This window comes from Tunturibacter gelidoferens, assembly GCF_040358255.1.
Classification (GTDB): domain Bacteria; phylum Acidobacteriota; class Terriglobia; order Terriglobales; family Acidobacteriaceae; genus Edaphobacter; species Edaphobacter gelidiferens.
In genome coordinates, this window is sequence record NZ_CP132938.1 from 4,275,234 (window position 1) to 4,294,673 (window position 19,440).

19 protein-coding genes are annotated in these 19,440 nt (G+C 59.2%); 6 read left to right on the forward strand and 13 right to left on the reverse strand.

Annotated features, from left to right (window positions below):
• Positions 1-62 precede the first annotated feature (62 nt).
• Genes RBB81_RS18570 through RBB81_RS18590 form a run of 5 tightly spaced genes read right to left on the reverse strand, consistent with a single transcriptional unit; the run spans position 63 to position 5,215 of the window.
• The gene (locus tag RBB81_RS18570; RefSeq protein WP_179584512.1) at positions 63-890 is read right to left on the reverse strand and encodes a CheR family methyltransferase; all 828 of its coding nucleotides are present in this window, start codon (positions 888-890) and stop codon (positions 63-65) included.
• Positions 877-2,106, reverse strand: a complete 1,230-nt coding sequence (locus RBB81_RS18575; protein WP_353071661.1) for a protein-glutamate methylesterase/protein-glutamine glutaminase — start codon at positions 2,104-2,106, stop codon at positions 877-879. The genes RBB81_RS18570 and RBB81_RS18575 overlap by 14 nt, the downstream gene beginning before the upstream one ends.
• 37 nt (positions 2,107-2,143) lie before the next feature.
• Positions 2,144-2,515 carry a response regulator gene (locus RBB81_RS18580; protein ID WP_179584514.1) on the reverse strand — a complete coding sequence of 124 codons (372 nt, stop codon included), beginning with the start codon at positions 2,513-2,515 and terminating at the stop codon, positions 2,144-2,146.
• Positions 2,496-3,029: a chemotaxis protein CheW gene (locus tag RBB81_RS18585; RefSeq protein WP_179584516.1), complete on the reverse strand. Its 534-nt coding sequence runs from the start codon at positions 3,027-3,029 to the stop codon at positions 2,496-2,498. Before RBB81_RS18585 ends, RBB81_RS18580 begins: the two co-directional genes overlap by 20 nt.
• Positions 3,026-5,215, reverse strand: coding sequence for a chemotaxis protein CheA (locus RBB81_RS18590; protein WP_353071662.1), 2,190 nt, complete (start codon positions 5,213-5,215; stop codon positions 3,026-3,028). The genes RBB81_RS18585 and RBB81_RS18590 overlap by 4 nt, the downstream gene beginning before the upstream one ends.
• Positions 5,216-5,302: 87 nt before the next feature.
• Between RBB81_RS18590 and RBB81_RS18595 the strand changes: the two genes are divergently transcribed.
• Positions 5,303-5,737: a cytidine deaminase gene (locus RBB81_RS18595; protein WP_423248090.1), complete on the forward strand. Its 435-nt coding sequence runs from the start codon at positions 5,303-5,305 to the stop codon at positions 5,735-5,737.
• A gap of 27 nt (positions 5,738-5,764) precedes the next feature.
• Positions 5,765-7,168 carry a thymidine phosphorylase gene (locus RBB81_RS18600; protein WP_353071664.1) on the forward strand — a complete coding sequence of 468 codons (1,404 nt, stop codon included), beginning with the start codon at positions 5,765-5,767 and terminating at the stop codon, positions 7,166-7,168.
• A 74-nt stretch (positions 7,169-7,242) separates the two neighbouring features.
• Here RBB81_RS18600 and RBB81_RS18605 read toward each other — a convergent pair whose 3' ends face one another.
• Together RBB81_RS18605 and RBB81_RS18610 are read right to left on the reverse strand one after the other, a co-directional pair.
• Entirely contained in the window at positions 7,243-7,668 is a 426-nt protein-coding gene (locus tag RBB81_RS18605; RefSeq protein ID WP_179584522.1) for a hypothetical protein, read from the reverse strand.
• 432 nt (positions 7,669-8,100) lie between these two features.
• Complete coding sequence (locus RBB81_RS18610; protein WP_179584523.1) at positions 8,101-8,760, reverse strand: FkbM family methyltransferase; 660 nt, start codon at positions 8,758-8,760, stop codon at positions 8,101-8,103.
• 309 nt (positions 8,761-9,069) lie between these two features.
• On the opposite strand from RBB81_RS18610, the gene RBB81_RS18615 reads away from it, so the two are divergent.
• Positions 9,070-10,929: a sigma 54-interacting transcriptional regulator gene (locus RBB81_RS18615; protein WP_179584525.1), complete on the forward strand. Its 1,860-nt coding sequence runs from the start codon at positions 9,070-9,072 to the stop codon at positions 10,927-10,929.
• 401 nt (positions 10,930-11,330) lie between these two features.
• Here RBB81_RS18615 and RBB81_RS18620 read toward each other — a convergent pair whose 3' ends face one another.
• Together RBB81_RS18620 and RBB81_RS18625 are read right to left on the reverse strand one after the other, a co-directional pair.
• Positions 11,331-11,627 (reverse strand): MoaD/ThiS family protein, encoded by a 297-nt coding sequence (locus tag RBB81_RS18620; RefSeq protein WP_183787843.1) that lies wholly within the window; start codon positions 11,625-11,627, stop codon positions 11,331-11,333.
• Positions 11,624-12,781 carry a WD40/YVTN/BNR-like repeat-containing protein gene (locus RBB81_RS18625; protein ID WP_353071665.1) on the reverse strand — a complete coding sequence of 386 codons (1,158 nt, stop codon included), beginning with the start codon at positions 12,779-12,781 and terminating at the stop codon, positions 11,624-11,626. Before RBB81_RS18625 ends, RBB81_RS18620 begins: the two co-directional genes overlap by 4 nt.
• A 188-nt stretch (positions 12,782-12,969) precedes the next feature.
• On the opposite strand from RBB81_RS18625, the gene RBB81_RS18630 reads away from it, so the two are divergent.
• Both RBB81_RS18630 and RBB81_RS18635 read left to right on the forward strand, forming a co-directional pair.
• Positions 12,970-14,208, forward strand: a complete 1,239-nt coding sequence (locus tag RBB81_RS18630; RefSeq protein WP_183787841.1) for a NupC/NupG family nucleoside CNT transporter — start codon at positions 12,970-12,972, stop codon at positions 14,206-14,208.
• An 81-nt stretch (positions 14,209-14,289) separates the two neighbouring features.
• On the forward strand, positions 14,290-15,414 hold the full coding sequence (locus tag RBB81_RS18635) for a PP2C family protein-serine/threonine phosphatase (protein WP_183787840.1): 1,125 nt from the start codon (positions 14,290-14,292) through the stop codon (positions 15,412-15,414).
• 150 nt (positions 15,415-15,564) lie between these two features.
• Here RBB81_RS18635 and RBB81_RS18640 read toward each other — a convergent pair whose 3' ends face one another.
• Positions 15,565-16,104 carry a hypothetical protein gene (locus RBB81_RS18640; protein ID WP_183787839.1) on the reverse strand — a complete coding sequence of 180 codons (540 nt, stop codon included), beginning with the start codon at positions 16,102-16,104 and terminating at the stop codon, positions 15,565-15,567.
• Positions 16,105-16,569: 465 nt separating this feature from the next.
• Here RBB81_RS18640 and RBB81_RS18645 point away from each other — a divergent pair, with 465 nt between their 5' ends.
• Complete coding sequence (locus RBB81_RS18645; RefSeq protein WP_183787838.1) at positions 16,570-17,478, forward strand: purine-nucleoside phosphorylase; 909 nt, start codon at positions 16,570-16,572, stop codon at positions 17,476-17,478.
• Here RBB81_RS18645 and RBB81_RS18650 read toward each other — a convergent pair.
• The 3 genes from RBB81_RS18650 to RBB81_RS18660 all read right to left on the reverse strand — a co-directional run bounded on the left by RBB81_RS18650 (position 17,459) and on the right by RBB81_RS18660 (position 19,380).
• Positions 17,459-17,635 carry a hypothetical protein gene (locus RBB81_RS18650; protein ID WP_183787837.1) on the reverse strand — a complete coding sequence of 59 codons (177 nt, stop codon included), beginning with the start codon at positions 17,633-17,635 and terminating at the stop codon, positions 17,459-17,461. The genes RBB81_RS18645 and RBB81_RS18650 overlap by 20 nt on opposite strands.
• Before the next feature lie 103 nt (positions 17,636-17,738).
• Positions 17,739-18,581 (reverse strand): lysophospholipid acyltransferase family protein, encoded by an 843-nt coding sequence (locus RBB81_RS18655; protein WP_353071666.1) that lies wholly within the window; start codon positions 18,579-18,581, stop codon positions 17,739-17,741.
• The gene (locus RBB81_RS18660; RefSeq protein ID WP_183787835.1) at positions 18,568-19,380 is read right to left on the reverse strand and encodes a GNAT family N-acetyltransferase; all 813 of its coding nucleotides are present in this window, start codon (positions 19,378-19,380) and stop codon (positions 18,568-18,570) included. The genes RBB81_RS18655 and RBB81_RS18660 overlap by 14 nt, the downstream gene beginning before the upstream one ends.
• Between the last annotated feature and the right edge of the window lie 60 nt (positions 19,381-19,440).

Genomic DNA, 19,440 nt, shown 5'->3' on the forward strand with positions numbered 1-19,440 from the left:
CGCACACTATTGGATGCGCGCCTAAGCCCTTAGGTCCAGTCCTAGACCTGTCATCGATCCACTCAACTCGCGCTCACCGGACTATAGAAATAGCAGTCCGCCCCAAACTCCACCTCAAAAAGATTCGTAGAATCCTCCGCCTGCTCCGCATTCCCCAACACCAGGTACCCGGCAGGAGACAGCTTCCGGTAAATCTCCCCGAACAGCGCCCTTCGATCCTGCTGAGAAAAATAAAGCAGCACATTTCTCAACAACACCAAATCAAAAGTCGGCAACAAAGGCAACGGAGCACACAGGTTGGCATAGTGAAACTCGCACATCGACCGGATCTGCGGACTAACCTCCCACTCCTCTCCATGCCGGGTCATGTACTTCAGCAGCATCCGCGCAGGCAGACCTCGATTCACCTCCAGCCGACGATATCTCCCCTTCTGGGCATAGTCGACAACCTGCCGCGAGATATCGGTGCCGACAATCTTTAAATCCCAGCTCGCCAGCTCAGGAAAATGCTCCGAGATCATCATCGCCAGACTGTAAGCCTCTTGCCCCGTCGAACTCGCCGCGCTCCATATGCGCAGCCGCCGCGTCTCCGCTCGCCGTTCGATCAGTCGCGGAATAACAATCTGCCGCAGCATCTCAAACGGCCTCATATCGCGAAAGAAGCTCGTCTCGTTGATCGTCATCGCCTCAGCAACCGCGCGATGTAGATGAGCCGGCCTTCCCGCCTTCAACATATTCACAAAATCCTCGAGATTATCCGCGCCCGACAACCGCGCAATCGGTGTCAACCTCGTGTCAAATAGAGCATTGCGCGACGGATCAATCAGATTCGCCGACTGCTCCAGCACCAGCTCACGAAGGTAGGCGTAGTCCGTATCAGAGCAGGCCATCGTTCATCTCCCTCCGCGGCACCATCGCCGATGCCGCATGGCGTGCTATATCCATCTTCGTCAATCTTCCCACGTCAACTCTCTGCTTCAGCACGTCCGCAATCTCCGAAAGCGGAAGCGTTGCACTGGCGATACCAGCCTCGGCCACCTTCGCCGGCATGCCCCACACGGCGGAACTTGCCTCATCCTGCGCCAACACCACCCCCCCGCGTTCATGAACAGCTCGCGCTCCATCCAGCCCATCGGCGCCCATGCCCGTCATCACCAGCGCCAGCGTCGATGCACCGTACATCCGCGCCGCAGAAAAAAACAGATAGTCCACCGCCGGCCTGCAGTGATTCAACGGTTCCCGCTGATGCAGCCGAACCCTGCTGCTCCGTCCCGCGAGACTTCCCTCCCGCCTGTCCGTCAATCCGTTGCCCGGGCCGACCTCCATGTGCGCATCTCCAGGCGCCAGCCAGATCGTGCCCGGCCGAATCATCGCGTTCTCATAGGCCTCTTTCACTCGCAGAGAACAGCATTTGTCCAACCGCTCTGCCAACGCGCCCGTGAACAGCTTAGGCATATGCTGCACGATCAACACAGGAACAGGAAAATCTGCGGGCAGTCTCGGCAACAACTGCTCCAGTGCAGAAGGCCCTCCAGTAGACAATCCAATCACCACCACCTCAATCGGAGAGGACGTCTTCGACGGCACCCCTCCAGTCGGAGCCTCGCGGGCATCGCCCGCCCCACCCCGCGCGACACCACTTTCCTGCTTCCGTTTCGCGCCTCTGGCCAGCGCAGCAATCCGCGGCAGCAGTTGCTGCGACAGCGAAAGCATCGCCGAGGCAAAGTCACGCTGCTCCGCCGGCTTGGTCACATAGTCTCCGGCCCCACACGCCAGCGCCTCCAGTGTTGACCTCGCTCCCCGTTCCGTATGCGCGCTGCACATGATCACCGGCAGACCCGGACTCTCCACCTGCAAGCGACGCAAGACCTCCAGCCCATTCAGCCTCGGCATCTCGAGATCCAGCACAAGCACATCCGGCGACAGTCGCTTTACCGACTCCAGGCAATCAACCCCGTCCAACGCAACGCCGCACAACTCCATGCGCGGCAGTTCGCTCGACCGATCCTCCGCGTGCATCTGAAACAGCTTCCACATCACGCCGCGCATCACCGCCGAGTCGTCCGCTGCAAGAATGCGGAGCGGCCGCTCCTCCATGGGTCCCATATCTGCTTTCCTCAGCCTTTCTCTTCCACCCACAACTTCAAGCTGCGATCACACCAAGCAGAAGCATCTTCTCCCGAAGGCTCTCAGGGGTAAACGGCTTCATCAAAAACTCGTCCGCGCCATTATCCAGCGCCGTCGTGATAAACGAGTGATCTGCCTCGGTGGTCACCATCATCACCTTCATCTCAGGCCCCAGCTTCGCCTCGCGTAGCTTCTTCACACACTCCAACCCATTCATCACCGGCATGTTGACGTCCAGCAGCATCAGGTCGAACGACTCCTCCGCCCGAAGCACCGCCAGCGCATCGCTCCCATCCTTCGCCTCTTCACACACAACATCCATGCGACCCAGCAGGTGCCGCAAATACTCGCGGATAAAGCTCGAATCATCAACGATCAGGGCTCGCATCTGTACCTCCATTCGAACTGTTTTTGAACAATCCCACCTCAGACAAACGCGACGGCGACAGCTTCTGCGGATCCAGCTGCACCATAAGACCCGCCTCCATCTTGTAGGCTCCATCGAACAACCACTTGCCCCTGGCCTCCAGCGTGCAAGGATTGGCCTCCAACGCCCGCCGGCTCACCGTCACCACGCCTCCCACCGCATCCACCACCAGCCCAAACCGTTCCGCAGCCTCATCGTCCGCCATCACCAGCACGCAGCATTTACCGGAGTGTGCCTCCAGCCCCAGCAGCGCCCGAAGATTCACTGTCGTCAGCACCTCGCCGCGGTAAGGGACAACTCCCGCGATGAACGCCGGCGACATCGGCACTCGTTGCAGATCCCGCTCCCCAAGCACCTCGCGTATCTTCCTTGTATCGATGCCGAACATCTCACTACCCGCATACAGTGAACAAAGCGAGACGGCATCATTCTCGTCCTGAATCTCGTCGACCTTCTCCCGACCGGCTATTCTCACGCGACCTCCTGCCATGCAGCCTTCGCCTTCACGCCAAACTCACGATGAACCTGCGTCAGCTTCTCCTTCACCAGGGCAAGCTCCATCCCCATCCCTTGGCTAGCCTCATCCTGATCGATCAACGTTCCGGTCGAAACATCCAGCACCTGCCGCACGACCATGCCGCCCCGCTGCGCTCCTCCCACACTGGCATCGCCACAAATCAGCACCGTTACCATCGTTTCCTCGCCGGCATGACGGGCAGCCTCCATCTCCATCAGCACATTCCCTTCATCTCTCAGCGGCAGCAGCTCGCCGCGATACTGCAGCAACGGCCTCCCACCCGCATACTCAATCTGTCCCAGCGGAACGCTTTCAATCCGCTCCACCGCATCCAGCGGCAACGCTGTTCTCTCTCTCACTCGATCCTCAAAGATCAGGAATGATGTACCCGTGGCCTCCTGCACCGCAGCCTCTCCCGCTCCAATTTCGGCAACCTCCTCTTCAATTGGCTTCACTCCTGCACGCGCAGCAGTTGCACCGATATCCAGAATCAAAGCGAGCGTTCCATTCCCCAGCACTGTCGCGCCAGAGAACAAGCCGATCTCTCGCAGCACCGGCGAAAGCGGCTTCACCACAATCTCCTCAGGAGACATCAGGTCATCAACTACCAGACCGTACCTGCAACCTTCGGCCTCAAGCACCGCCAGGTAGTGTCCCTTCGATTGGTCCGGATTATCAGCCTCCAATCCAAGCAGCCGGTCCAGCCACACCATTGGCAACAGACGCTCTCGCAGCCGGTACAGTTCGGACGAACCAATTCGCTGCACCACCTGCGCAAACTCTCGCTCCGGTATGTCCACCAGCTCCACCAGCGTGCTTTGCGGCAGCGCAAACGCCTGCCCTCCGCTCTTCACCACCAGCGAAGGAACAATCGCCAATGTCAGCGGCACCCTAAGGCGAAGCGTAGTACCCACACCTCTGCGCGATTCGACCTCAACGCTCCCGCCAACCTTCTCCACGTTGGCACGCACCACATCCATGCCGACGCCACGTCCCGAAACCGTAGTCACCGCAGCAGCAGTCGAAAATCCGGGCAGAAAAATAAGCTGCAGCGCCTCCCGCTCCGACATCCCCGCAGCATCTTCCGCCGTCACCAGATTGCGCTCGATCGCCTTCTGCAACACCCGCTCAATCGGAATTCCGGCGCCATCATCTTCAATCTCAATGACTACGGATCCACTCTGGTGGAATGCCTTCAGCCGCAGACACCCCTCAGCCGACTTCCCCGCCAGCACACGGTCCGCAGGAGACTCGATCCCATGATCGACCGCATTCCTCACCGCATGGGTCAGCGGATCCTTGATCGCCTCCAGAAGACTCTTATCCAGCCCCGTCTCCTGCCCGCTGAACTCAACCCGCACCTCACGTCCGCACGTCCGCGCAAGATCCCGCACCATCCGCGGAAACTTCCCAAACAGATTCCCTACCGGCTGCATCCGAGCCTGCATCACCGTCTCGCGCAGATCCGCCGTAACGCTATCCAGCCGCCGTGCCAGCTCAGGAAAGTTTGCCGCCTCCATCCCGCTCTGCAGCATCTGGTTGCGCGTCAACACCAGCTCGCCCACCAGGTTCATCATGCGGTTCAGCACATCCACATCAATCCGCAGTGTCTTATCCGCGCTCGCCTTCTCGGTCACCACGGTCGGCTGCAAAGCAGGCGGGGCGCTACTGTTCGAAGCAACCGGCGCAGCACCCTCTAGCTTGGTCGTCTCCACCAGCGCGATCTGCGGAGCCTCGATCTCCGGCAACTCCGCGGGCACCTGCCCGTTCAACATCGCCAGTTCCGCGATCAGCTCGCCATCTTCATCACCGGCCCGAGTCCCTTCACTCCCGGTCTCTTCGATCAGCCCCAGAATCGCGCGCAGGCCATCCATCAGGCGAAGCAGTCCGCTGATCAGATCCGAGGTCACCCCAAGTCTGCCGTCCCGCAGCGACCCCAGCAGATGCTCTCCCGCATGCGCCAGCTTCTCCAGTCGGTCGAATCCCAGAAAACCCGTCGTCCCCTTGATCGTATGGACGGCGCGGAAGATCTCACCCAGCAATCCAGTATCGTCAGGCCGCATCTCCAGCTCGGTCAGGCACCGTTCCATCCGGTCCAGACCCTCCTGGCTCTCCGCAATAAACTCTTTGGTTAGCTCGTCCACACACCTTATATCGGGCGGAGAGCGGCAACCATGAGGCACCCCCACCACTTGCTATCGCCCTCCGCACCCGATAGCCTCACTCACATCATGTCCTCCGAACCCTCCGCCGAACGCCCCAGCGCCCTCACTCCCGCACAAATCGCCAGCCTGCAGCAGCAAGCCGCCGCCGTTGCCCATCACGCCTACGCCCCCTACAGCAACTTCCGCGTCGGCGCCGCCCTCCTCCTCACCGACGGTACTATCGTAACCGGCTGCAACGTCGAAAACGCCTCCTACCGCCTCACCACCTGCGCCGAGCAGACCGCCATCACCTCCGCCGTCGCCCTTCGCGGCCCCGGCATCCGCATCCGAGCCATCGCCGTCGCCAACCTCAACGCCACCGCCAGCCAGCCCTGCGGAGCCTGCCGCCAGACCATCCACGAGTTCAGCACCCCCGACACCATCGTCTTCTTCCCCGCCGAAGCCGACACCACCGCCCAGGCCACAATCGCAGAGCTTCTACCCGCGGCCTTCCTCCTCTAAATCGTAACCAACATCGATACATATCCAATGACCAAAACTCATCACCCCATCGACGTCATCCTCCACAAACGCGACGGCCGCGTCCTCACCGACGACGAGATCCAAGCCTTCATCCATGCCCTCGTCCAACGCACGCCACAAAAACAACTTGTCACCGACGCCCAGATCGCCGCCTTCCTCATGGCCGTCTTCCACCGCGGCCTCACCGCGCAAGAACTCGCCACCCTCACCGCCTCCATGCGCTACTCCGGCGAGACCTTCGACGCCGCCCCCCTCCACACCTTCACTGTCGACAAGCACTCCACCGGCGGCGTCGGCGACAAGACCTCGCTCCTCATCGCCCCCATCCTAGCCGCCGCGGGCCTCGCCTCGCCAACACCGTCAGGAATCCCCGGCATCTGCGTCCCCATGATCTCCGGCCGCAGCCTCGGTCACACCGGCGGCACACTCGACAAGCTCGAAACCATCCCCGGCTTCAAAACCCAACTCACCCTCGACCAGATCTTCCTCTCCCTCGAAAAGTGCGGCGCCGCCCTCGTCGGCCAGACCCCGCGTCTAGTCCCCGCCGACCGCATCCTCTACGCCCTCCGCGATCACACCGGCACCGTCGAATCTCCCTACCTCATCACCGCCAGCATCATGAGCAAAAAACTAGCCGAAGACCTCAACGCCCTGGTCCTCGACGTCAAAACCGGCAGTGGCGCCTTCATGCCCACCTATGAACAATCAAAGCTCCTCGCCGAACTCATGGTCCAGACCGGCGAATCCTCCGGCACCCGCACCATCGCCCTGCTCACCAATCACGACGAACCCCTCGGCCGCTTCGCCGGCAACTGGATCGAAGTCTGGGAGTGCGTCGACATCATGCGCGCCAAACGGACGGAAGACCGCCACCCCATGTCCGCCGATCTCATCCATCTCTCGAACATTCTCGCCGGCTGGATGCTTCATCTCGCCGGCCACGCCGACAGCCCCGAAGAAGGAGCAAAGCTCTCCGACGAGATCCTCCTCAGCGGCGCAGCCTTCAAAGCCTGGCTCAGAATCGTAGCCATCCAGTGCGGCGACGTCTCCCTCTTCCACGACCCCGCCGCTCACCATCAGCCCACTGCCTCCCGCACCCTCACCGCCACCCACTCCGGATACCTCGCCTCCATGGACTGCAAACAAGTAGGCTGGGCCGTCCAACGACTCGGCGCAGGCCGCGCCAAACCCGGTGATCCCGTCAGCGCCCACGCCGGTATCGAGATGCATGCCAAGCTGGGAGACCCGATCAAAGCAGGCCAGCCCCTCGTCACCCTCTTCAGCGAAGACATCTCACTACTCGACGAACCCGAGAGCATGCTCCGCGAAACCCTCCACATCGCCGCGAGCCCGCCTCAACTCCAACCGCTCCTGCGCGAAGTCATCACGAAGAACACCCTCTCCTCCTGAGTCACAGCCACCGCAAAAAAAGAAGACCCGGAGACTTTCGTCGCCGGGTCCGACTCGCTCGAAGAATGCAACTACTAGTTGAGCGCGATCAGAACATCGTGATTGTCGCGTACGGACGCTTCCTGCGTCTGAGCCTTGGCCCACTTCTCCTGCTTCGACGTCGGCAGGTGGCATGTCATCGACTCGTTCGTGGTGCGAATCTCACTAAGGAAGTACTGCCCGGCGTAACGGTGGAAGACCAGCTTATTGTCCGCGGAGGCGCGATAGTCAGGCACTGTGATAGCCATCACGGCAACGCCCTTCTCTCGATCCGAAATCGTAAGCGTTCTGGGCGAGCTGGAGTCGTTGCCGATGGTGTAATGCCCGGCAGGGAGCGTGCGACCATTCACCGTGAAGTTGAAGGGAACGTTTGCCGTGACCTTATGATCCTGGGCCAAAGCGCTACCAGCGGTGGCGATACCGGCGGCGACGAAGAGTGCGATTGCAGTAAGGTTTTTCATGACGATCTCCTTTGTGAGATACCTCTCTCAGGTCCCGATTGGTCTCTGGATTTCGTTCTCTCCGGAGCTTCCTGTTATGCCCGGATATATTGCAACCACATGGCCAAACCAAGCCAAACTCCCGCCAATTAAGAACCCGCGTCTGTTTGCAATGAGATAGCGTCCCCGCACCCGTTCGCCGAACAACCAGGTCAATCCCCACTCCGTTCAGCTGGTATCCGAATGGTTCCCATCGGGTATCCGATCGGTTCCCACCCGCCACGTCGGTTCCTGAAATCGCCTGTTCCCACACTCATCGAGATACCTCATTGGTGGTTAGAAGACCACCATCGATATCGGCCGTTCAAAATGAAACCACTATCGGCATTGCAGTTAGAAGTTGCGACGATAGACAAGCTAGCAGAGGATCAACAGACACCTTCGCTCCGCACCTTAGCCTTTATCCAGCAAATACAAAGCATTACCAAAACTAAGCCTCTCGTTGTGTCCTCGAAAAAACGAATACAACCCATGAAGATAGAAGCCTGATGATTTCAAGTGGTCGTCCAGAGCTGAAAACAGCGGCATATCTCTATATGCTGGAGTGAAGTACACCTCAATAAAGACAGCTTTGATCGCCCTGCGGCTAAACGTCTCTACCGCTCCGTTCAACACGCGCGTCTCTGCTCCTTCTACGTCTATTTTAAGAATATCGATCTCATGGACACGATAAGAGCTACAGATATTGTCGACGGTATCTGTCGCCACATCGATGGTTCGTCTTGCGCCATTGCCTCTCACAAGCAATGAGTTTGTATAGCTCTCATCACCAATGTTCAGTTGTGCGCTACCTTTGAGATCTGATAGAGCAAGCCGCATAGGAGTGAACTTATAGCTGAGACAGTGCTCTAATTCCTTGAACGGCTCTGGCGCTGGTTCAAAAGACCATATATTGGCTTGTGGATACAGTCTGCGATAGTTCTTTGCGGTTTGACCTACGTTAGCGCCCACATCGAAGATGGTAGCTGCATTCGGAATCATGCGCAGATGGTCGTCATCTGAATTGAAGGAACGAACCCCTAAGATCTTACGAACTTTGGATCGTAATGACATACGTTCCCCTTCGATTCTTCCTCTTCATAACAAGAATGAGCCTTGTTTATTCCATCTACATGGTACGTACTCATTATTTCGGCTGAAGAGCGATGTTAAGCGATTTCTTGTCACACCTGAATAAGTGGCATCGAGCTTTTTCCGTTTATTGACAAAGGTTGCCTCGCTAAAGAGCCTGTCCTGTCTCTTGCTCCTCTTTACCTGACACCGATCTCCAGCTCAACGCAACGTGCCGGCTATTTCTACTTATTCGAGAGACAGGTCTTTTGTCGGCCGCATCAGATACACTTTCAATCAACGGAGGCCCCGATGAAACCGCGGCTCCTCGCCATCTCGGGCTCGCTGACCGGAACCGTTCGAGAGCTGATCGACAGTCCAATCTCTGTTGGCAGACTCGAAGCAAACCAGTTATGCCTCACCGATCCCACCGTCTCCCGGAACCACTGCACCATCCAGCGTGTTGACCAGAACGGCCAATATGAACTGGTCGATCTCGACAGCAGAAGCGGCACCTTTGTCAATGGAATGCCCATCCTGCGTCGCTCCCTCGACCACGGAGACACCATCCGTATCGGCAACGCCGACTTCGTCTTCCTGACGCACGAAGGCGAAGCGGTGGCCACTCCCAGAAGACGCGCGAGTGACCTTTCTTCCAGCCCACCATCAGAAGCCACGCCAATCGCGCCACCCGCGGGCCTCCCAACCTTCGGAGTAGAAGTCGGACGCATGGCGCGAGACCTCACCGCCCTCTTCAGAATCAGCAATGTCATCAACTCCATCCGCGACTCGCAACTCCTGCAACGCGAGCTTCTGCAGCTTATCTTCGAGGTCGTCCCAGCCGACGAAGGTGCAGTCGTTCTGCTCGCTGACTTTGAAGAAGAGACCCTCGAAATCTGCAGCTGGAACCGTCATACCGGCGCACCTTCGAACATCGAAGTTCAAAGAGAACTCGTTCACCGCGCCTTCTGGGAACGAACCGCCGTCCACATCGACGCCGATCCAGACGCAGGCCAGATGAACAACATACTCTGCCTGCCGCTGGTCGCTATAGAACGAACCATCGGCGTCCTCTATCTCACCTCCCTGCATCCCGCTCCACCCTTTGGCGAAGACCATATCTACTTCCTCGACTCGGCCTCCCGCATCGCAGCGGTGACCCTCGAAAACATTCTTGCCCTCGATGCGTTGCGCTCCGAGAACTCAAAACTGAAACGTCAGCTCAACCCGGTCACCAACCTGGTCGGTGAAAGTCGGCAGATCCGTCAGGTCAGCGAGTTCATCTCCCGAGTCGCACAGAGCGACTCCACCGTACTCATTCGAGGCGAGAGCGGCACCGGCAAAGAGGTCGTCGCACGCTCCATTCACCAAAGCAGCCCAAGAAGCGAACGCCCCTTCGTCGCCATCAACTGCGCCGCCATCCCCGAGACACTCCTTGAGAGCGAACTCTTCGGTCACGAGAAGGGCGCATACACCGGAGCCCTCGGCATGAGGAAGGGAAAGCTCGAAGCCGCTGAAGATGGAACTCTCTTTCTCGACGAGATCGGCGAACTCGCTCCCGCAATGCAAGCCAAACTCCTGCGAGTTCTACAGCAAAGAGAGTTCGAACGAGTAGGCGGCACACACTCCGTCGCCTTCAAAGCCCGCGTCCTCGCCGCCACCAACAAAAATCTCGAGCAGGCCATCAAGTCCAACGAGTTTCGCCAGGACCTCTACTACCGCCTCAACGTAGTCTCGGTCTCCGTCCCGCCGCTGCGCGAACACTGCGAAGACATCCCTCTGCTCTCCCTCTACTTCGCCTCGAAGTACGCGCAAAAAAACAAACGGCCCTTCAAAGGCATCTCCTCCGAAGCCCGCTCCCTCCTCCTCGGTTACAGCTGGCCCGGCAATGTCCGCGAACTCGAGAACGCTATCGAGCATGCCCTCGTCCTCGGCCTCACCGAAGAGATCCTCGCCGAAGACCTCCCCAACGTCATCCTCGAGCAGCAGTCCGCAAAACTCGTAGGGGCGAAGTATCACGACGTCCTGAACGAGTCCAAGAAAGAGCTGATCCTCAACGCGCTTCGAGACTCAAAAGGGAGCTATCCCGAAGCTGCACGCACCCTCGGCATTCACCCCAAGTATCTCCACCGCCTCGCACGAAACCTCAACCTGAAATCCGATCCACCCTAGTATCAAGCGCTTGCTGTCATCAGGCCCTTGCTGTCATCCTGAGCGCAGCGAAGGATCCCGACACATCCCACGCACCCCATACCGCTCGAACCTTCCAGCCCAAACGCTCCAACCGTTCCAGCTTCTCCCTGCCACAAAAATCGTCATCTCGACCGAAGCTGTTCACAGTTTCATCGTGAACAGCGTAGCGGAGAGACCCCCGCATTTGCCTTTGCCTTTGCCTTTGCCTTTGCCGTTGCTGCCCTTGCCACAGCCGTTGTCCGTTCTTCGCCGTCATCCTGAACGACGTGAAGGATCCCGACGAACTCCGCCCTGCCCAAAACCGCTCGTCCCTTTCAACCCACGCACTGCTGCCTGTTCCATATCGCCTGGGTTCATCCAGCCAACAAATCCACCTCCACCTACCCGCCAGCCACCGCAGCAATCACCAGAAACGGCTCAACCCCCTTCCCCACAGCCTCAGGCAACAAAGCCTCCGGCGGCTCATGCGACAGATCCTCCCCACATGCAAAGAATCGCAGAAACGCCCTGCGCTTCATCGTTCCATGCTCCCGAATCGTCCCGCACAACATCGGATACTTCGCCTCTAGCGCATCCAGCACAGAGCGCTGCGTCACCGCGCCCCCAACCTCAAGCATCACCTCGCCACTCACACCCGCCAAAGTTCGCAGATGCGCCGGCAGCAAAATACGAATCATGCGAGCGTCCGCGACTCAGAGGACAAGGGCTGCGACCCCGAATCCAAGGTCTGCACCTCCACCGACAACACCGCCGGCAGATCCCGCACAATCGGCGTCCAGCTGTCTCCGCCATCGGAGGACCCATACACCTGCCCTCCCGTCGTGCCAAAGTAAACCCCGCACTCGTCCAGTGAATCCACCGCCATTGCGTCGCGCAGCACATTCACATAACAATCCTTCTGCGGCAGCCCCTTCGTCAGCGCCTCCCACTCATTGCCGCCCGATCTGCTCCGATAAACCCGCAGTCTCCCATCCAGCGGAAAGTGTTCCGAGTCGCTCTTGATCGGCACCACAAAGACCGTCTCCGGCTCATGCGCATGCACATCAATCACAAATCCAAAGTCCGTTGGCAGATTCCCGCTGACCTCTCGCCACGAATCGCCTGCATTGTCACTGCGCATCACGTCCCAGTGCTTCTGCATAAACAGCACTCCAGGTCGGGACGGATGCATCGCGATGTGATGAACACAATGCCCGACCTCCGCCGTCGGATCAGGAATCTGCTCCGATCGCAGCCCCTGGTTAATCGGCTTCCACGTCTTCCCCGCGTCGTCCGTTCGAAATGCACCCGCCGCCGAAATGGCAATAAAAATTCTCGCCGGATCACTCGGATCAAGAATGATCGTATGCAGGCACATGCCACCCGCCCCCGGCTGCCAGTGCGGCCCCGAACCATGCCCACGCAACCCTGACAGCTCCTCCCAACTCCCTCCCCCATCCGCCGACCGAAACAGCGCCGCATCCTCCACCCCCGCGTACACCTCATCCACGTTGCTCAGCGAAGGCTCCAGATGCCACACCCTCTTGAACTCCCACGGATGCGGCGTCCCGTCATACCACTGGTGGGTCCCCGGCACCCCGTCGTAAAGAAACTTGTTCCCCGCCTGCACCCACGTCGCCCCACCATCATCCGACCGCTGAATCACCTGCCCGAACCATCCACTCGACTGCGACGCATACAAACGGTTCGGATCAACCGGCGATCCCTTCACGTGATAGATCTCCCAGCCCGCAAAGTGCGGCCCCGTAATCTCCCACCTCTCCCGCTTCCCATCTGAAGTCATCACAAAAGCGCCCTTGCGCGTGCCAACCAGCAATCTCACCTTGCTCATCGTCCGCTCCTCTCAGCATCAGTCCCGATAGCCCATCTCCGGTGAATACGATCAGGTCCCCATTTTGTTCACGCCAATGTACCACCAACCCTGCTCCGTTGAGGAAATCCCTAGGCCCCTCCCCTCCCACCCAGTACACTCAACCAAAGCAATCACACTGCCTCCATCCCGCAGTAGGAGCAAAGCCTTTGTCTCGATTCACCGGTCTGCTCGGCCTCATCACCTTCCTCGGCCTCGCCTACGCCTTCTCCACCAATCGCCGAGCAATCCGCTGGCGCACTGTGGTTTGGGGGCTCAGCCTGCAGATCGTCTTCGCCTTCCTCGTCATCAAATGGAACGCCGGCCAGGCCATCCTCCGCAACATCTCCAACGTCATCACCTCACTCCTCGCCCACTCGGTCGACGGCTCCTCCCTCGTCTTCGGACAGCTCGGCATCCCCGGTCGCCCCTTCGCCGTCCTCGCCTTCGCCGTCCTTCCCACCATCATCTTCGTAAGCGCCTTCTTCGCCATCATGTACCACATCGGCCTCATGCAGCACATCATCCGCATCGTCGCATGGATCATGCAGCGAACCATGGGAACCTCCGGCGCCGAGTCCACCAACGTAGCCGCCAGCATCTTCATGGGCCAGACCGAAGCCCCCCTCACCATCCGCCCATTCCTCGCCGGCGCCACCCGCAGCGAGCTCATGGTCATCATGACCTCCGGCATGGCTCACGTCTCCGGCGGCATCATGGCCGCCTACATCAGCTTCGGCATCAACGCCCAAGACCTTTTATCCGCCGTCATCATGACCGCACCCGGCACCATCCTCGTCGCCAAGATGCTCGTCCCCGAGACCGAAGTCCCCGCCACCATCGGCACCGTCCACATGCCGCCGAACGAAGAGCACAAAAACGAAAACTTCATCGCCGCCGTCGCACGCGGCACCATCGATGGCGGCCGACTCGCCTTCAACGTAGCCATCATGCTCATCAGCTTTGTCGCGCTCGTCGGCCTGTTCAACGCCATCATGCTTGGCATCTCCAACTTCCTCTGGGCCCACGGCCACATCCCCTTCCCGCACTCCCTCAACGCCATCCTCGGCGTCGCCGGAGCACCCATCGCCTGGCTCATCGGCGTCCCCTGGCACGACGCCCACACCATCGGCAACCTCCTCGGCACCCGCACCATGATCAACGAGTTCGTCGCCTTCACCCAGCTCGGCGCCATCAAATCCACCCTCGCGCCGCGCACCTTCTCCATCGCCACCTTCGCCCTCTGTGGCTTCGCCAACGTAGGCAGCATCGGCATGCAGATCGGTGGCATCGGAGCCCTCGTCCCCAACCGCCGCAACGACCTCGCCCAGCTGGGCCTCCGCGCCATGCTCGCCGGAACCATGGCCAACCTCATGTCAGCCAGCATCGTCTCGATGCTCATCAAATAGCTCTATTCATTCCCCAAGTGCCACCGTAAAATTCTCTCTTCAGAGTGACCGTTCGATTGTTGCCGAGGGAGCCTCGCAGGAATGGCCTTCAAAAAGAGCAGCAAAAACACCGACGAATACAAACGGCTCGTTCAATCCGAAGAGGACAAGACAACCGGATGGTTGAACACCGTCGTCTTCCTCGCCATCGCTGCCGTCGCTTACACCGACTGGATCGTCGTGGCCAATGTCTCGCTCGGCTACCTTTATGTCCTTCCCATCGCACTCAGCGCTCTTGTCAACACGCTCCCCCTCACCATCGCCTTAGCCGTCCTCTGCACCATCCTCCAGGATCTCTTCGGACCAGCATCCGAGTCCCTTCCCCTCAGAGTCGCCCACATCGCGCTCGCCATCGTCAGTTTTCTCATCGTAGGCTTTCTCGTCACCCTCATCGCAAGACAGCGGGGGCGCCTCGCAGCAGAGGTGCGCCGCCAGCGCGACGAATACGAGCGCGATCTTACCCTCGCCTCCCAGGTCCAGCGGCAAGTCCTGTCAAAGCCTCCCATCGTTCCTGGACTCGAATTGGCTGCGGCCATGCAAACCGCGCGTCTGCTCGGCGGCGACTACTACGACTTCTTCCAGATCTCAGACAGCATCGTCGATGTCGTCATCGCCGATGTCTCCGGCAAAGGCGCAGCCGCCTCTCTTCTCATGCCCTCGCTCGCCGTCGCACTTCGCCTCCGCGCTCGCGAACTCAGCGGCCCAGCCGCCATTCTCAAAGACCTCGACGTCTGTCTCAAGCAGATCACCAACCCCGCCACCTTTGTCACGATGTTCTACGCCCGCTTCAATCCAACCCTTCGGACGCTCCAGTACGCTTGCGGAGGCCATAACCCACCCCTCCTCCTGCGAACCAGCACAGGAGAATCAATCCTTCTGGAGGAATCCGGTCCCATCATGGGCATTCTCCCTGACGCTCAATTCTTTGACACGCTCATCCCCCTTGAAACCGGCGACATCCTCACCCTCTACACCGATGGAGTCACCGAGCAGGAGAACGAACGCGAAGAACAGTTCTCTCTCGAACGTCTAACAAAACTCATCCTAAGCAAAGAAGCAGAATCCGCGACCGCCATCGTCGCCGACATCTCCGAGGCGGTCTCCACCTTTGCCGGAGCAACAGAGCAAACCGACGACCTCACCGTAGTCATCGCAAAACTTCTCTAAACGTCATTCCCGACCAACGGGAGGGCAACAAGCCAATCACCCAGCAAGAAAAGGTATACCCGCCACGAAGTGGCCGCCCTCCGCGCAGGAGGCCCGTCCGGCAGGACAAAGCTTAACAGGACAAAGCTTAATTAGTTACGCCCTGAAACCTCATCCAACCAGCTTCAGATAGTTCGGTTCATCCGCAATCGTCCGATACCGAAACTGTCTAACAATCTTCGGTCCCTTCAGGAAGAAGAGACCCTGCATCTGGTGGCCATCTTCTTTGATCGCCCCAATCCCATGCTTGAAGATCGCACCCTTCAACCAACCCACCCACACCGAAGACTGAAACAACGTCAGCGCCGGATGCATCCGAGGCAAAGCAAACACCGGGAGCCGATACACCACTGCCTCCGGATCACTCACCCGCTCCACATCCCCGATACCGTAGTAGTCGAAGAACGGTTTCGCCCGCTCCGGCGTACCCAGATGCACAAACACCGGCCGCACCCCACGCCGAGCCAACTCACCGCGAATCTCCGCAACATCACTGATCGCCTGACGGCAAAACGAACACCCGAAGTGTCTCAGAAAAATCAGCAATACCGGCGAGGCCTCCACCAGTTCCAGCAGACTCGCGCCCGACTCCGTATGAATCGAAGCCAACGCCTGCGCAACCTCTCCGGCAGAACTCCTATCCGCGCTCATTCCCTCACGCCCATCTGCTCCGCACAAAACACTCTCATTAAAACCTCACTTCGGTCACCGTTTTTCGAGCAGCGAACCGCATGTGCTCCGACTCCGTTTTTCCTGTCAAGCCCCTGGCGCTTGCAGAAAGAAAAAAAATACCTTCTTCAACGACACAAAACCCGCGCCAATCCTGCAGTTCCGAACTTCCGCCACGCAAAAAATAAATCGCAGAAACGTGGCGCATTTACCCCCGCCATCTCGATAGACTTATAACAGTAACGAATTCACAAGAGGAGCGGATCGACGTCAGCTCAAGTGGAGAGCTAAGTCCTTTTAATGGAAGAATTTAGCCCTAACCCTTTTGCAGTGACGTATTTACAAAAGAGGCCAATCTGTAAGTCGTTCATTCTGGCTAATTTACCCGCCCATATGGGGGAGGGGGGTGCCCCCGATGGACCACAACCTGGAGCTGCAAGGATCACGATGACTGAGACAAACAAGACGAACGACCTCTACGGCAAGGTACAGGCCGCCGGCGACTACATCCGCAGCAAGGCTCCGCTCCAGCCTGCCATCGGCATCATCCTAGGCTCCGGTCTCGGCAACTTCGCCACCCACGTCAAATCCGCCACCCGCATCCCCTACGCCGACATCCCCCACTTCCCCCAATCCACCGTTCAGGGCCACTCCGGCCACCTCGTCCTCGGCCTGATCGCAGGCGTACCCGTCGCCGTCATGCAGGGCCGCGTCCACGCCTACGAGGGCTACGCCATGGAGCAGGTCACCTTCCCCACCCGCGTCCTCGGCCTGCTCGGCTGCAAAACCCTCATCGTCACCAACGCCGCCGGCGGAATCCGCACTACCCTCGCGCAGGGTTCCATCGTCGCCATCTCCGACCACATCAACCTCACCGGAACCAACGCCGCCCTCGGCCCCAACGAGCCCCGCTTCACCGTCGTCCCAACGCCGGCCCAGCGCTTCTTCGACATGTCAACCGCCTACTCCCTCCGCCTCCGCACCCTCGCCATCGAAGAGGCCGCCCGCCAGGAGTTTCTCCTCACCGAAGGCGTCTATCTCGCCGTCCTCGGCCCCAGCTTCGAAACCCCTGCCGAAATCCACGCCTTCCGCACCCTCGGCGCCGATCTCGTCGGCATGTCCACCGTCCACGAGGTCATCGTCGCCCGCCACATGGGCATCGAAATCCTCGGCCTCTCGCTCGTCACCAACATGGCCGCCGGCGTCCCAGCCTACGGACGCGAGACCGCCGACACCATCGACCACGAAGAGGTGATGGAGACTGGCCACCGTGTCGAAAAGCAGTTCACCTGCCTCCTCACCGCGCTCATCCCTCAGATCGCACTAGAGCAGCTCGTCAAAAACAACGAATCGTAACCATCGTCGTTGCATAATCACTGCAGTTGTGTCGCCATTTTTTTTCGTTGCACTTGCCTGTTTTGCAGTTGCCGTCGCCTTTTCTTTTGTTGTCATTCCGCAGCGCAGCGAAGGAATCTGCTGTTTTCATCGCCGCCATTGCCGTTCCCGTCGTCATCGTCTGTTCTCTTGCGATCCTGCATTCGCGCGGAGTAGATGCACGCCAGAGCACCAACTTGTAACCGAGAAAGGAACTTAAATACTGATCCACCCAAAATGACTTACAGCGCCTCCACCAGCTCGGAGTCATGCTCCCAACCCACGCTCGCCCCAACCTCTAGCCCCAGATCCTCATACATCTCCGCCACAACGCCCCGCGCAGTCGTCGAGAGCACAAACCGATCCGTCCGTTCGACGATCTCCTCCCCAAACCGTATCTTCGCCCTCAGCCCTCGCAACCCGAGAAACCGGAACATGTGCGACGCGAACTCCATATCGCCCCACCAGCAGACATCCTCACCCACGGTCGCACCACCATTCACCGCGTAGGGATCAAGCGAATACCGCAGCGCCGCAACCCGCAGCGGAACGCCACCATCCAACACCGAGTGAAACAGCCCCCGCCGAAACGGCAACACCTCTGCTCCCTCAGTCGTCGTCCCCTCCGGAAAGAACAGCACTGGCAAGCCGCTCCGATAAGCCTCCGCCATCGCAGCATTCACCGCCGGATACGTCTTCGGCCCACCGCCTCGCTTCACATACACGGTCCCGGCCCGCGCCGTCAGCCAACCCAGCAGCGGCCAACCTCGCACCTCCGTCTTCGCCACCATCACGAACGGCTGCACCGAGCTGTACAGCAGAATATCCAGATAACTCAGGTGATTCGACACTACCGCCCCACCCAACGGCACCGCTCCTTCAACGCTGCACTCAAACCCCAGCACCCTCACAATCCGCCTGCACCACCCATGAATCCAGACCGCACCCTCGGCCCCAACCTTCGGCCGCCGCATCCAGCAGTCCACCACCGCCGCCACCAGCAATCCCACAAACAAAAAACTACGCAGCCCCGACCGCAAAAATCGCCACACAGCGATCCCCCCACTCACCTCAGCACCCCTCAAGAAATCTCTTTGCCACCCTCGGATGCAGCGTCTGCAGATCCAGTAGCGTCAGAAAATCGATCGTCTTGAAGTCGCGATCAATCGCCGGCTCGCTGCAGATCTTCGCCCCAATCGTCAGGTAAGCCCTCAACAGCTTCGGCGCGCGAACCTCCGTCATCTCGACCTTCGCCGCCGGCAATCGAAACGCAGTCGTAGCAACGGTCAACAGCGACGGTTCCACCATGCAGCCACGCAGCGACTCATACACCGCATGTCCCATCTCCGCATCCTGCGACGTCAGCGAGCAGCATCCCATCATGTACCGCCCGCCGTTCACCAGCGCATACCTCGCAATTCCCCGCCACAGCAGATGCAACACCTCCGACGACCGATGCTCCCGATGAATACAGGCACGCCCCAACTCAACGATCTGTCCACGCATAGCCTCGTATGGAGCGAAACAGAACTCCTGCTCGCTGTAATACCCAAAGTACTTCCCTGCCACATCCCCCATCTGCATCCGGTACGTTCCCACAATCGCGCCCGTGCTGCTCTGCTGAACAATCATGTGGTCGCACACATCATCGAAGTGATCTTTATCGTACCCATCCACATAGGCCGACTCGAGCCCTTCATTCATCTCCAGGTTGAACACGATAAACCTCAACCTGTAAGCCGCGGCTCGCTCCCCCTCGCTCAACGCCAGCCGCACAACATAGTCTCCCGCCTCCAGCCGAATATCCTTCTTCGACGGCAGCTCCGGAGATACAGCCCTATTCGGAAGAAGTGCGATAGACCGCGACTCAGTCACTGTAAGCATCGACTCTCCTTGCAACTGCCAGGATGTGGTGCGTTCGATGTCAGTCTGCGTCGTCTTCTG